The sequence below is a fragment of the Streptomyces sp. NTH33 genome, assembly GCF_003236365.1.
Lineage (GTDB): Bacteria > Actinomycetota > Actinomycetes > Streptomycetales > Streptomycetaceae > Streptomyces.
The window spans coordinates 1-13,034 of sequence record NZ_POTZ01000170.1 but is presented as its reverse complement, the minus strand read 5'-3'; the positions used below and the strand labels follow the sequence as shown (position 1 = coordinate 13,034).

Genomic DNA, 13,034 nt, shown 5'->3' with positions numbered 1-13,034 from the left:
CCACCAGGGCGCCTATGCGATGCGGGAGATCGTGAACGCGATCCTGTACCAGGGCCGGACCGGCTGCCAGTGGGCCTACCTCCCGCACGACCTGCCACCGAAGAGCGCGACGTACTACTACTTCGCCACCTGGCGCGACGACGGCACCGACCAGACCATCCATGAACTCCTGCGCTGCCAGGTCCGCGAGCGGGCCCGCCGATTAGAGGACCCGACCCTGGTGGTGCTGGACACCCAAAGTGTTCACGCGGCCGCCGGGGTCCCCACTGCCACGACCGGCCGGGATGCGGCGAAGCGGGTGCCGGGCCGCAAGCGGGGCCTGGCCGTGGACGTGCTGGGCCTGGTCATCGCGGTCACCGTGCTGGCTGCGAGCGCGCACGACAACGCGGCGGGCATCGCCCTGCTCAACCATGTCGCCCAGAACGCCGGCGGAACCGTCCGCAAGGCACTGGTCGACCAGGGCTTCAAGAACCAGGTCGTCGCCCACGGCACCCGCCTCGGCATCGACGTCGAGATCATCGAACGCAACCCGCAGGACAAGGGGTTCGTCCCGCAACCGAAGCGGTGGGTCGTCGAACAGACCTACGGGATCTTGATACTGCACCGGCGCCTGGTCCGCGACTACGAGCACCGCCCGTCCTCGTCCGTCTCCCGCGTCTACTGGGCCATGACCCATGTCATGGCCCGCCGTCTCACCGACGCGAACACCCCCACGTGGCGCGACCCGCAGACGGCGGCCGCGTGAACATCCAGCCCCTGCTCGAGGCACTCAACATCCAGGAGGACGCCGCCCGGGCCTTGGCCGACGACCTCCGCACGCAGATCGGCAAACTGCAGACCCGCCTACGGGAGGCCGAAACCCATCTCGAGCACCTCGCGATCACTCGGAAGACCGTCACCGGCCTCACCGACCTGCTCCCAGCCGGCCCGCCGGACCTGCCCGAGCACCCGGACTACCCCCGCATCCTCGCCGTCTTCAACGACACGACCGGACCGCTGCGGGCCAAGGACGTCTGCGAATCCCTCGACCACGAACTGCTGCCGAAGAACATCGAAGGCACCCGGGCCAAGCTGAAACGCCTGGTCAAGCTGGGCATCCTCACCGAAGCCGACACTGGCATCTTCACCAGGAAGCAGTAGCCGACACCAGCAGCCTTGGCCCAGCCCCGCCCAGAAGCGGACATCAACCCACGAACCTCCTCTCGGGATCTGTTCTCGGAGTGCAAGGGCATCGGCAGGGGAGGACGGGCTCGAGTACAGCCTCCTGCCGAGGGCTGCTTGAACCGAGGAGGGCTTTGCGCTGATCGCCCGGATGGGTGCGAGGTCGTGCTTCACAATGTCTCCCTGTGACGAGCACCTGGATGACCACGGCCATTGCGATTGTCGGCACGCTGCTGGGCAGCGCACTGACGGCGTTTGTAACCGCTCGGACTGAGCGGCGGAAGAATGAGGCTCTGGAGCGGCAGCAGATACGCCAAGAGGCCGCACAAGATCGCACTGCGCTTCGTGAGTTGCGGGTTGAGCACCAGAAGTGGCGCCGGGACCGCCGCCAAGCTGCTTACAAAACCTTGATGGATGCAGCTCATGAAGCGCAGGGGGCTATCTGGCAACTGTCACGGCTGACCCTGGAGCCCTATGACCAGCATCGTTATGACACATGGCGTGGTGCAGCCATCGATGCGGTACGGGCAACTCGGCAGGCTGCCAACACGGTTGAGCTCGAAGGACCCGCTGCTGTGGCGCAGGCCGGCGCCGAGTACGCAGAAGCCATCGATCAGCACATCCACCCGCCCATTCAATACCTGATGGAACTGAGCAGGGGGCCGCTGACTGGTGAGCAGAAGGATCGCTATCGCTCCTCAGCTGCGGAAACGGGCCTTCACGTGGACGACATGCAGCGGCGCTTTGTTCCTCTCGCGCGTGCGGCCCTCGACGAGTTGATGGACGAGGCCGACCAGCGGACGTAAGCCTTGCCCCAGCCTCACCCAGAAGCGGACATCAACTCACGAACCTCCCTCTCAGGTTCGCGCCGACCGACCGGCGGTGGCCCGGCATGGCGACCACCGGTTCGTAGGAACCCTCCATACCCGCCGCCGACGGAAGCGAGAGGGGCTGCCCCAAGGCTCCGGACAAGGCGTTCCCCCGCATGCGGCCCAGTGCGTCACCAGGGCTTCCAACCTTCTCAAGCTGCTGGCTATCTGATGAAGCGTCAAGGGCGCCCGTTCGCCATGTGACGGATGTCTCATTTGACCGACTAGCCGGTTCCTGAAAATCGGCGTCAACCCAACATTGAGACAGGTTCTCTGTAGGGTCAACACAAGAAATCATGGCGATTACGGGACCCAGCTACCAGCGCGCAGATGCTTATGTGTGCCGCAGAGTGATTTGGTAACGAGGACTCAACGGCGAGTCGCAGGCGCGTGATTGGCCGGAGTTCCTCGTTCAAGAGGGGAGCCCGTTGGTTCCGACTCCGGTTCCTAGGCCACTGTCGGAGGGGCTCCCCTCACCTGCCCAACGCCAGCAGAGGACGTGGAGCACCATGCAGGATAAGGCACGCCTTACTCCCAGCGGAAGCGGTCGGCAGAAGCCGGCCGAAGATTACAGCAACGCGCCGGTGGCCGCCACGGCCGAGGTCTGCCGGTGCGGCCGCGCCATCGCGAGCGCCCCGCAGCCGCGCGCCGAGGACGGCTCGCTCAACCGGTGGCCGCTCAACCTCGCCACCCTGGGCAAGCGCAAGATCTTTGTCCGAGGCCTGATCTTCGGCCTGGGAAGCGGCACCGTCTCGATGGCCAGTGCCTGGTGGAGCAGCGCCGGCTTCCCCCTCGGCCCCTTCGGCTGACCGAACTGCGCCTCGGCTCCCGCCGGCTCGGCAACACCGAAGAGCCCCCGGCCCGCCCCTGGATGGGGCGGGCCGGGGGCTCTCCTTCTTCTCGCCTGCTGTCACGCGCAACGCTCGGCCCCGACAATCCCTACGCGGCGGCGCCCCACCCCGACAAAACGCGCCCGTATCAGCGTCGTACCTGGTCAGGGCGGGTTACCGCACGGGATCTTCAGTCCATGACGTTCTCCGCCAACCGGCAGTGTCCGCCGCTGCCCCCGGCCGCCGAGCAGCCGGTCCTCACCCTCCGTTTCACCGCCTCCCCGCGCGGCGCCCGGCTCGCCCGGCGTCTCGCCTCCCACCAGGTGGACGCCTGGGGCTGGGCCTACGGCACGCCCGTCCACGACGCCGTGGAACTGGTCGTCGCCGAACTGGCCGCGAACGCCGTCACCCACGGCCTGGTCCCGGGCCGGGACGCCGAGCTGCGGCTGAGCAGGGAGGGCGAGGGACGCGTACGGGTCGAGGTGAGCGACACCCGCGGTGAGCGACGGCCCCGCACGGGGCCGGCCGGCGGGGAGACGGACGGCGGGCGCGGGCTGCTCCTGGTGGCCGCGCTGTCCGTGGACTGGGGCGTGTGCGAGCGGGCCGGGGGTGCGCCCGGGAAGACGGTCTGGGCGGTGATCGCGCCCACCATGGAGGCCGGCCCGGACCTCGCCGCCGTAGGAGGAGGGCGGCCACCGGAGGCCGAGGGCAGCGCGTCCGCGACCTGAACCCCCGTTCGGGAACCGGCCCGGTCCCGCGCACCCCGGCCCATTGCCCCGGTCCGAGCTGGCACGATATGGAGGAGTTGTATGGGGCACGGGTTCACCGGCGCGGGCCCCCGAGGAAGCCCGGCCGCGGGGGTGGCCGGGCGTGTGCTGTGGGGAGCGGGAGCGGCTGATGGCCAGGAGCGGCGGGACCGTCGTACTGAGGGACGTGCTCGACATCAAGGAGGACGTCTACGCCGGCGACTTCAAGGTCGAGCTGTCCCAGGGGTTCAGCGGGCGCTCGGCGGGGCGGGTCGAGGAGTACGTGGTCACCCCGCAGCTCCGGGAGGAGTTCGACAAGGCGCTGAAGCTGGTGCGCGGCGCGGTGCGGAAGAGCGCGTCGTACGCCGCCTACCTGCACGGCTCCTTCGGCGCCGGCAAGAGCCACTTCCTGACCGTGCTGCACGCCGTCCTCAACGGGGACGCGGCGGCGCGGGCCAAGCCGCGGCTGCGGGAGGTCATCGCCGAGCACGACGAGTGGCTGCGCGGCAAGCGGTTCCTCATGGTGCCGTACCACCTGGTGGGCGCGGCCAACCTGGACGAGGCGCTGCTCGGCGGGTACGTGCGGACCGTGCGCGAGCTGCACCCGGACGCGCCGACCCCGACCGTGTTCCGGTCCGACGCCATGCTCGCCGACGCCCGGCGGATGCGGGAGCAGCTCGGCGACCACGCGTTCGTACGGCTGCTGCCCGACGACAGCGGCAGCGGCACGGGAGCGGACGAGGACGACGACGAGCTCCAGGTGATCGGCGCGGGCGGGGCGTGGACCCCGGCCGAACTGGACGAGGCGTTCACCGCGCCCGCCGGGGACCCGCGCCGCGAGCGGCTGGAGTCCGCGCTGCTCACCGGGCCGATGCGATCCTACGCGGAGAGCGCGCGGGGGGACGCCGCCAAGTACGTGCCGCTGGAGAACGGCCTGTCCGCGATCAGCCGGCACGCCCGCTCGCTCGACTACGACGGCGTGGTGCTGTTCCTGGACGAGCTGGTGCTGTGGCTCCAGGCGCACATGAAGGAGCGCACCTTCGTCAACAGCGAGATCCAGAAGCTGGTGAAGCTGATCGAGTCCGGCGACGCGGACCGGCCGGTGCCGATCGTGTCGTTCATCTCCCGCCAGCGCGACCTGTCCCAGCTCGTCGGCACCGACGTGCTCGGCGCCGACGTCAAGGCGATGGAACAGGCGCTGGAGTACCTCAACGAGCGGTTCGACACCATCGACCTGGAGGACCGCAACCTGCCGGAGATCATCAAGGAGCGGGTGCTGAAGCCGCTGCCCGGCAAGGAGGCGGTGCTGGAGGCGGAGTTCGCCAGGATCGACCGGACCGGCCAGCAGGTGAAGGACATCCTGCTGGACGGCAGCGGCGCCACGCACGCCGACTGGACGGACTTCCGGGCCGTCTACCCGCTCTCCCCGGCCCTGCTGAACGTGCTGGTCGCGCTGTCCGGCGCGCTGCAGCGGGAGCGGACCGGTCTGAAGCTCGTGCAGCAGTTGCTGGAGAAGAACGCCGACGCCGCCGTCGGGCAGCTCATCCCGCTCGGCGACCTGTGGAACGTGCTGGTGGACGGGACCGGCGCCGCCTTCACCGACAAGCTCAAGCGGGAGTCGGAGGCGGCGGTGAAGTTCTACGCCAAGGCCCGCGGCCACCTGCTGGAGAAGTACGGCTCCGACACGCACGCCGACTTCCGGGCCGACGACCGGTTCGTGAAGACGCTGCTGCTGGGCGCCCTCGCGCCGGACGTGCCCGCGCTGCGGCGGCTCACCGGGGCGCGGCTCGCCGCCCTGAACCACGGGTCGGTGCGGTCCCGTACCGTGCCCGCCGGTGACGTCGTCGTACGGCGGATGCGGGACCTGCAGGCCGCGTTCCCCTCCGAGGTGCGCTCGGACGGCGAGGCCGACCCGGTGTTCTCGCTGCACCTGTCCGACCTCGACATCGAGCCGCTGCTCGACGCGGTGGCCGAGGAGGACAAGGCCGGGGTGCGGCGGGTGTGGCTGCGGGACCGGCTGTGGGAGGCGGTCGGGGTCCGCGACGGGCAGTTCGTCGCCGAGAAGGAGATCGTCTGGCGGGGCACTCGGCGCATCGCCGAGTTCGTCTTCGGCAACGTGCGCGACCGGGCGGACCTGCCCGACGAGCAGTTCACGCCCGCCACGTCCGGCACCGTGCGGTTCGTCGTCGACTACCCCTTCGACGACGGTGACCACTACCCGAGCGACGACTACCACCGCGTCGAGCAGCTGCGGAAGGACGGCGTCACCGCGCCCACGCTGGTGTGGCTGACGGACTTCTTCTCCGACCAGCGGCGGGCGCAGCTCGGCCGGCTGATGCGGATCAACTTCCTGCTGGAACGCGACCGGCTCGCCGACTACACCGGCAACTTCCCGCCCGACGACCGCGCCAAGGTCAAGCGGCAGCTGGAGGTGGCCCGCGACACCCTCACCGACCAGCTGACCGGGGCACTCGCCGAGGTGTACGGGCTGGCCCGGCCGACCGACTCCAACCCGGGGCCCGAGGTGCCCGACGGGCGCCACGTGCTGTCGCTGCAGCCGGAGTTCGCGCAACCGCGAGAGGAGGGCGGCAAGGGGTTCGAGGCCAACGTGCTGCACCTGGCCGACGGCATGTTCTCCGCGCTGTACCCGAAGCACCCCGACTTCGGGCCGGACCGCAACGGGCAGCGCAAGGCGGTGACCGCCGGGGAGCTGCGGACCGCGCTGGAGTGGATCACCCGGGCGATGGACGAGGGCGGCCGGGCCAACAACGTCGACAGCCACCACCTGAAGACGGTGAAGCGGATCGTGGAGCCGCTGGAGCTCGGCACGGTCCACGACGGACCGCTCGTGATGCGGCAGGACTGGCGGACCCGGATCAACCAGGCCGCCGCCGCACACCAGCAGCGCGGCGACCTCGCCGTCGAGGACGTCCGCGGCTGGATCACCAAGGACCTCGGGTACGGCGGGCTCGACAAGCTCACCGGCAACCTGCTCATCGCCGCGTACGCGCTGCTCGACGACCGGGCGTGGGTGTTCCAGGGCGGTCCGGAGCGGGAGGCGCCCGCGCTGGGCGAGATCGGGCCGGGCTGGTCGCTGCGGGCGCAGCCGCTGCCCGGCGAGGAGGAGTACGCGGCGGCCCGGGAACGGGCGGCGCGGCTGTTCGGCGTCTCCGTCAAGCCCGCGCTGTACGCGCGCAACGTCAACCGGCTCGCCGACGAGCTGCGCGCCCGGGCGGAGGCGTGGGAGAAGGACGTCGCCGGGGTGCGGGCCTCACTGGAGCGGCACGCGCCGCTGCTCGGTTTGGACACGCCCGGTGAGGCGGCGCCGCGGACCGCGATCCTGCGCGAGGCGGCCGGGCTGCTGGCCCGGCTCACCCGGCACGGCGGCGACGCCACCGCGCTGGTGCGCGAGCTGGCCGCCGCGTCCCTGACCGCCGGGGAGCGGGACCTGAACACCGCCATGGGCAGCGCGGGAGAGGTGCTGCGGGCGCTGGACGGCACGGACTGGCCCGCGCTCAGGAACGTCCACGGGCTGACCTCGCGCGAGGACGGCGTCGGCGACCGGGCGCGGCGGCTGTTCGCCGAGATCGCGCAGGCCGCGCGGGCGTCCGAGTTCGAGCGGTCGCTGGTGCAGGTGCTGGACGGGGTCCGGGACCAGGCCAACGCGATCATCAACGCGGCCCTCCAAGTGGAGAACGTGTTCGCCGAACAGCGGCGGACCACTGTGGAGGCGCAGGACGTACGGGTCACCGATCCGGAGGTGGCCACCCGCCATCCGCAGGCCGGGACCGGTGTCGTACCGCCGCGACAGCCGGAGATGGAGCAGGTGCCCCCGGCCGGTGGGACCAGGGCGGCGGGCGGCGACGCCCAGCCGGGTACTGAGGCGGGCGGATCCACGCGGCCGCGTCGATCCGGGCGCCGGCTGATCTCCGCCGACGGGGACGTCACCGCGCTGGAGCAGCAGCTCGCGGTGGAGCTGGCCGCCGTGCAGGAGGAGATCCGGGCCTTCCGCGCCGCACATCCCGACGCGGCCGTGGAGATCGTCTGGCAGTCGGTCGACGACCCCGACGGGGCCCGCTGATGCCGGCGCGGCCCGCCGCGGGGCGGCGTGCCGTCGAAGTGCTGCTGGAGGCCGAGCTGCCGCGTGCCGAAGGGCGGCGGCTCGTGCTGGTCGACGCCGTGTGGGCCGGCGACGACGCGGAACGGGGCTTCACGGTCCAGGTCGACGGTGCCGCCCGCCGGGTGCACGTCACCGACCAGGACTCGCCGCTCGGCATCGCCGACGCCTGGAGGCACCACACCACCGAGACCGACCCCGGCGGGGACAGCGTCCTCGTGGTCACCGGCACGGTGCCCGCCGACCAGATCGGCTGGGACCTGCGCGGGCACGCGGTGCGCCGCCGCCCGCTGGCCGTGGACCGCGCCGACATCGTCAAGCAGCTGTTCGGGGCGGGCGACCTGGACACCCGCATGGTGCGCGAGCACTGGCTGCTGGACGCGCTGCTGGAGGCCGAGCCGCCCGGCGGCTGGCCGCGGGTCGGCGCCGTCCTCACCCGCGACCGGGCCCTGCGGGCCCTGCTGGCCGCACGGGTGGGGCTCGGGGACACCGGCTCCGACTCCCTGGACCTGGACGCCGACACCCTCTTCGACTGGAGCCGGAACCCGGCCGGGCCACGCCGGTTCGCCGAGCTGCCCGAAGCCGAGCGGGCCGGTCTGGCCGAGTGGCTGGCGCAGGTGACCGGGCCCGCCGCGCCCACGCTGCTGGCGCTGGCCACCGACGGGCGGGGCGCGGACGCCCTGCCGCTCGGCGCGCTCGCCGCGGCGGCGCTGGGCTGCCCGGCCGCCGCCGACACCGGCTTCGCGCTCGGCACGCTCTTCGGCAGCGCGCTCGGCTCGTTCGACGCGCTCGCGCCCTACGCGGCCGCCGCCACCGGTGTGCTCACCCGGTGGATCGCGCAGGCGGAGGCCGGTGGCCCGGCGGGCGCCGACGCGCGCGCCCGCGTCCTGGCCGTACTGGAACGCGCCGACCAGCTCGCCGACCGTGCGCGGCTGACCGGGCTGCTCGCCGGGGACCGGCTGCTGCCCTCCGGGTACCGGACGCGGCTGCGGACACTGGGCGCCGCGCTCGACGGGCGGCCGGCCGCCGCCCAGGCCGCCCTGCGCGAGCTGGGGGACCATCAGCTGGCCGCCCTGTACGCCGACTCCACCGAGCGGGCCCGTACCGCCGTACGTCTGCTGCGCTGGCTCGACGCCCCGGCGCCCGTCGTGGACTCGGTCGGTCAGGGGGTGCGGCACCATCTCGCGTCCACCGGGTGGGTGGACCTGGCCGTCGGCGTCCTCGCCGAGGGCGACGCCTCGCGGGACAGTGTGCTCGGGGAGGCGTACCACCGGCTCATCGGCCGCGTGCGCGCCCGGCGGGGGCTCCTCGACGAGCAGTTCGCGTCGGTGCTGGCCACCTGGGCGGAGGCCGCCTCCCAGCAGGCGCCGGGCGGGGCGCTGCTGATCGAGGACGTGCTCGCGGAGGCCGCCGCGCCGCTCGCCCGGGACGGCGGGCGACCGCTCGTGCTCGTGCTGGACGGGATGAGCGCCGACGTCGCCGTGGAGCTGGCGGCCGGGCTCGGCCGGCGGGCCTGGACGGAGATCGTTCCGGTTCCGGCCGGTTCCGGCGGGCGGTCGCCCGGACGTCTGGCCGCCGTCGCCATGCTGCCGACGGTCACGCGCGTCAGCCGGGCCTCGCTGCTCTGCGGGGCGGCGGCCGACGGCGGGCAGGAGGTGGAGCGCGCCGGATTCACGGCTTTCTGGAAGAAGCGCAGACGGGAAGCGGTGCTCTTCCACAAGGGCGGTTACGAGGGCACGGCCGGACACCGGCTGGCGCCCGCCCTGCTGGAGGAACTCGCCCACGAGGAACGGGTCGTCGGGGTCGTGGTGAACACCATCGACGACGCGCTCGCGGACGGCCGGGAGAGCGGGCGGGCCCGGTGGGGTGTAGGAGACATCGCCAAGCTCGCCGATCTGTTCGACGCGGCCCGCGGCACCGGACGGCCCGTCCTGCTCGTGTCCGACCACGGGCACGTCCTGGACCGCACTCCGCGCGACGCGGGGCCCACGGTGGCCGAGGGGGTCCAGGGCGCCCGCTGGCGGACCGGCGCGGCCGGACCGGGCGAGGTCGGGCTCGCCGGGCCCCGGGTCCGGGCGGCCGGCGGGCGGATCACCGCCGCCTGGCGCGACGACCTGCGCTACACCTCCCGGCAGGCCGGCTACCACGGCGGCGCCTCCCTCGCGGAGGTCACCGTGCCCGTCCTCGCCTTCGTCCCCTCCGACAGCCGTATCCCCGCGGGGTGGACGGTGCTGCCCGCCGAGGACACCGTCCCCGAGTGGTGGCGCACCGAAGCGGAACCCGCACCCGCGCAGGCGCCCGAACCGGCGGCCCGCGGCCGGGGCAGGAAGGCGGAACCGCAGACCGAGAGCCTGTTCCCGCAGGACGGCCACGGCAGCCTCGGCGAGCAGACGGTGCGCAGCGCGCCGTACCGGGCCCAGCGCGACTTCGTACGGCTGCCGCCGGGCGACACGGCCGTGGCCGCCGCCCTCGACGCCCTGCTCGCGGCCGGCGGCAGGCTCTCCCCGGCCGCGGTCGCCGCCGCCGCGCAGGCCGCCACCGGCAAGTCGCAGCGCAACCCCGAGCGGTTCGTCACCGTGCTGGAGCGGCTGCTGAACATCGACGGCTACCCGGTGCTCCAGCTCACGGAGTCCGGGCGCACCGTCCACCTGGACAAGGAGCTGCTGCGGCAGCAGTTCACCGGAGGCACCACCTCATGAGCACCACCGCCGCACCCACCCCGGGCGGCTCCGGGGCACCCGGCGTCAGCGCCGCGCGGGCCCGGGACGTCGTCGACGCGCTGCGTCGCGGCACCGTGCCGCAGCAGGGGCTCGGGCTGTTCGCCGTGGGCCTCGACCGGTTCGCGGACGCCCTGGACGACGACCTGGACACCGTCGCCCGCGGTGGCTCCGCCTTCCACGCGCTGCGCGGCGAGTACGGCTCCGGCAAGACGTTCTTCGCCCGCTGGCTCGCCGAGCGGGCCAAGCGGCGCGGGCTGGCCGTCAGCGAGGTGCAGATCTCCGAGACGGAGACCCCGCTGCACCGCCTGGAGACCGTCTACCGGCGCCTCGCCGAACGCCTGGCCACCGCCACCCACCCGCCGTCCGCCCTGCGGGCCGTCGTCGACTCCTGGTTCTACGCGCTGGAGGAGGAGGTCCTCGACGCCGGGGAGGCCGAGGAGGACGACGAGCAGGGGCTCGGCCGGGCCGTGGACGAGCTGCTGGAGCGGCGGCTCGCGGACGTCGCCCGCACCACCCCCGCCTTCTCCGCGGCGCTGCGCGGCTACCGCGACGCGGTGGCGGCCGGTGACGGGGCGCGCGCCGAGGCGCTGATCGCCTGGCTCGGCGGGCAGAGGTCCGTGGCCGCCGCCGCCAAACGCGCGGCCGGAGTGCGCGGCGACCTCGACCACTTCGGCGCCCTCGGCTTCCTGCAGGGGCTGCTGACCGTGCTGCGGGACTGCGGGCACCCCGGGCTGCTCCTGGTCCTCGACGAGGTGGAGACGCTCCAGCGGGTGCGCGGCGACGTACGGGAGAAGTCGCTGAACGCGCTGCGGCAGCTCCTCGACGAGATCGACGCGGGCCGGTTCCCGGGACTCTTCCTGGTCATCACCGGCACCCCCGCCTTCTACGAAGGGCAGCAGGGCGTGCAGCGCCTCGCGCCGCTGGCGCAGCGGCTGGCCACCGACTTCACCACCGACCCGCGCTTCGACTCCCCGCGCGCCGTCCAACTCCGCCTTTCCGGCTTCGACCTGGCCTCCCTCGGCGAACTCGGCCGCAAGGTGCGCGAGGTGTACACGGCGACGGCCAGGAACCCGGAGCGGATCGCCGCGCGGGCCGACGACGCCTACCTCGACGAGCTGGCGCGGGCGGTGACGGGCTCGCTCGGCGGCAAGGCCGGTATCGCGCCCCGCCTGTACCTGCGCAAACTGGTCGCCGACGTCCTCGACCGGATCGACACGTTCGACGACTTCGACCCCCGGGCGCACTACACGCTCACGGTCGACAGCGCCGAACTCGACGAGGTCGAGCGCAACGCGGCGGCGAGCGCCGGCGACGTGGAGCTGGACCTGCCGTGAGCGCCGACGCGCTGGACCTCCTCGACCCGATCCTCGTCCACCACGTCGTCAACTCGCTCGGCTGGCGTTCCCTGCGGCCCTTGCAGGAGGAGGCGATCGAGCCGGTGCTCGCCGGGGAGGACGCCGTCCTGCTCGCGCCGACCGCCGGCGGCAAGACCGAGGCCGCCGCCTTCCCGCTGCTGACCCGGGCGCAGCGGCAGGGCTGGAAGGGCACGGGCATCGTCTACGTCACCCCGCTGAAGGCGCTGCTCAACAACCTGCATCCGCGGCTGGAGACGTACACGGGCTGGGTGGGCCGTACCGCCGGGCTGTGGCACGGGGACATCGCCGCCACCCGGCGCCGCCGCATCCTCGCCGAGCGCCCGGACCTGCTGCTCACCACGCCCGAGTCGCTGGAGGCGATGCTCGTCAGCGCGAACGTGGACCACCGGGCGTTCTTCTCGGGCCTGCACAGCGTGGTCGTCGACGAAGTGCACGCCTTCGCCGGCGACGACCGGGGCTGGCACCTGCTGGCCGTGCTGGAGCGCCTGCAGAAGGTCGCCGGGCGGCCGGTGCAGCGGATCGGGCTGTCGGCCACAGTCGGCAATCCGCGTCAGCTCCTGGACTGGTTGCAGGGGTCGGGCCGCGGCCGGCGCCCGGGCCGGGTCGTGGCGCCCGGCGTGACGCTGCCCGAGCCGGGGTCCGGTGGGCCGTCGGTGTCCCTGCCGGAGGGTGAGCCCGGGGCCGGGTCCGGCGGCCAGTCGGTGTCCCTGGCGAAGGGGGCGCCCGCGCCCCCGCCGCCGGGAGACGTCGAACTGGACTACGTCGGCTCCGTCGCCAACGCGGCCACCGTGATCGCCGCGCTGCACCGGGGCGAGAAACGCCTGGTGTTCTGCGAGAGCCGGCGCACCGTCGAGGAACTGGGCGAACAGCTCAGGCTGCGCGGCGTGACCACGTTCCTCTCCCACGCCTCGCTGTCCACCGACGAACGACGGCGCGCGGAGGCGGCCTTCGCCGAGGCCCGGGACTGCGTGATCGTCTCCACCAGCACCCTGGAACTCGGCATCGACGTGGGCGACCTGGACCGGGTGATCCAGCTCGACGCCCCCGCGACGGTGGCCTCGTTCCTGCAACGCCTGGGCCGCACCGGACGGCGCCCCGGCACCACGCGCAACTGCCTCTTCCTGGCCCTGGACGACGCCGGACTGCTGTCGGCCGCGTCCCTGCTGCTGGCCTGGTCGCACGGCTGGGTCGAACCGGTGGTCCCGCCGCCCGACC

Annotated in this window: 9 protein-coding genes; all 9 read left to right on the top strand. The window is 73.0% G+C overall.

The genetic code is table 11. The annotated features are described in order from the left end of the window. The coding region (locus C1I97_RS17805) for an IS5 family transposase (protein WP_111004207.1) at positions 1-745 on the top strand (745 nt) is incomplete at its 5' end. Then, positions 742-1,140: a hypothetical protein gene (locus C1I97_RS17800; protein WP_111004206.1), complete on the top strand. Its 399-nt coding sequence runs from the start codon at positions 742-744 to the stop codon at positions 1,138-1,140. The genes C1I97_RS17805 and C1I97_RS17800, both read left to right, overlap by 4 nt. 206 nt (positions 1,141-1,346) lie before the next feature. After that, positions 1,347-1,967 carry a hypothetical protein gene (locus C1I97_RS39285; RefSeq protein WP_181446774.1) on the top strand — a complete coding sequence of 207 codons (621 nt, stop codon included), beginning with the start codon at positions 1,347-1,349 and terminating at the stop codon, positions 1,965-1,967. Between the two features lie 572 nt (positions 1,968-2,539). Next, complete coding sequence (locus C1I97_RS17790; RefSeq protein WP_146608235.1) at positions 2,540-2,839, top strand: hypothetical protein; 300 nt, start codon at positions 2,540-2,542, stop codon at positions 2,837-2,839. 218 nt (positions 2,840-3,057) lie between these two features. After that, a complete protein-coding gene (locus C1I97_RS17785) occupies positions 3,058-3,588 on the top strand; it encodes an ATP-binding protein (protein WP_111004203.1) in 531 nt (176 codons plus the stop codon). A gap of 169 nt (positions 3,589-3,757) precedes the next feature. Continuing rightward, positions 3,758-7,687: a hypothetical protein gene (locus C1I97_RS17780; protein WP_111004202.1), complete on the top strand. Its 3,930-nt coding sequence runs from the start codon at positions 3,758-3,760 to the stop codon at positions 7,685-7,687. Then, positions 7,687-10,422 (top strand): BREX-2 system phosphatase PglZ, encoded by a 2,736-nt coding sequence (pglZ, locus tag C1I97_RS17775; protein WP_111004201.1) that lies wholly within the window; start codon positions 7,687-7,689, stop codon positions 10,420-10,422. The genes C1I97_RS17780 and pglZ overlap by 1 nt, the downstream gene beginning before the upstream one ends. Then, positions 10,419-11,777 (top strand): BREX system ATP-binding protein BrxD, encoded by a 1,359-nt coding sequence (gene brxD / locus C1I97_RS17770; RefSeq protein ID WP_111004200.1) that lies wholly within the window; start codon positions 10,419-10,421, stop codon positions 11,775-11,777. Before pglZ ends, brxD begins: the two co-directional genes overlap by 4 nt. Continuing rightward, the coding region (locus C1I97_RS17765; protein WP_181446773.1) for a DEAD/DEAH box helicase at positions 11,774-13,034 on the top strand (1,261 nt) is incomplete at its 3' end. The genes brxD and C1I97_RS17765, both read left to right, overlap by 4 nt.

Coding starts and splice junctions, on each gene's coding strand:
- C1I97_RS17790 (WP_146608235.1), top strand. CDS start 2,540: ATGCAGGATAAGGCACGCCTTACTCCCAGCGGAAGCGGTCGGCAGAAG.
- pglZ (WP_111004201.1), top strand. CDS start 7,687: ATGCCGGCGCGGCCCGCCGCGGGGCGGCGTGCCGTCGAAGTGCTGCTG.
- brxD (WP_111004200.1), top strand. CDS start 10,419: ATGAGCACCACCGCCGCACCCACCCCGGGCGGCTCCGGGGCACCCGGC.
- C1I97_RS17780 (WP_111004202.1), top strand. CDS start 3,758: ATGGCCAGGAGCGGCGGGACCGTCGTACTGAGGGACGTGCTCGACATC.
- C1I97_RS17785 (WP_111004203.1), top strand. CDS start 3,058: ATGACGTTCTCCGCCAACCGGCAGTGTCCGCCGCTGCCCCCGGCCGCC.